This is a genomic window from Streptomyces flavovariabilis, from assembly GCF_000725785.1.
Classification (GTDB): Bacteria; Actinomycetota; Actinomycetes; order Streptomycetales; family Streptomycetaceae; genus Streptomyces; species Streptomyces hawaiiensis.
Genome location: NZ_JNXD01000092.1, coordinates 1 through 418 on the forward strand (window position 1 = coordinate 1; position 418 = coordinate 418).

A 418-nucleotide genomic window follows, 5' to 3' on the forward strand; every position below is an offset into this window, starting at 1 on the left:
GCCTGATCGGCCGCTGGCAGGCATTCCTGTTCTTCCCGCTCCTGACACTGGAGGGCTTCAACCTGCACGTGTCGAGCGTGCGATCGCTGGCCAATCGCTCGCTCACACACCGAGCGCTCGACGGAGTCCTGCTGTTCGCGCACTTCGCGGTCTACCTGACCGCCCTGTTCTGGTTGCTGCCCCTCGGTATGGCGATCGCCTTCCTCGCCGTCCACCAGTGCCTGTTCGGCGTCTACCTCGGCTCCCTCTTCGCGCCCAACCACAAGGGCATGCCGATCCTGAAGGGCGCAGACCGCCCGGACTTCCTGCGCCGCCAGGTGCTCACCTCACGCAACGTGCGCGGCGGTCGGCTCACCGACATCGCACTGGGCGGGCTGAACCACCAGATCGAGCACCACCTGTTCCCCAGCATGCCCAG

General features: G+C 66.5%; 1 protein-coding gene. It reads left to right on the forward strand.

From position 1 onward, the window contains the following. A partial coding sequence (locus tag IO24_RS0140060) for a fatty acid desaturase family protein (protein ID WP_031144829.1) occupies positions 1–418 on the forward strand: 418 nt, incomplete at both ends.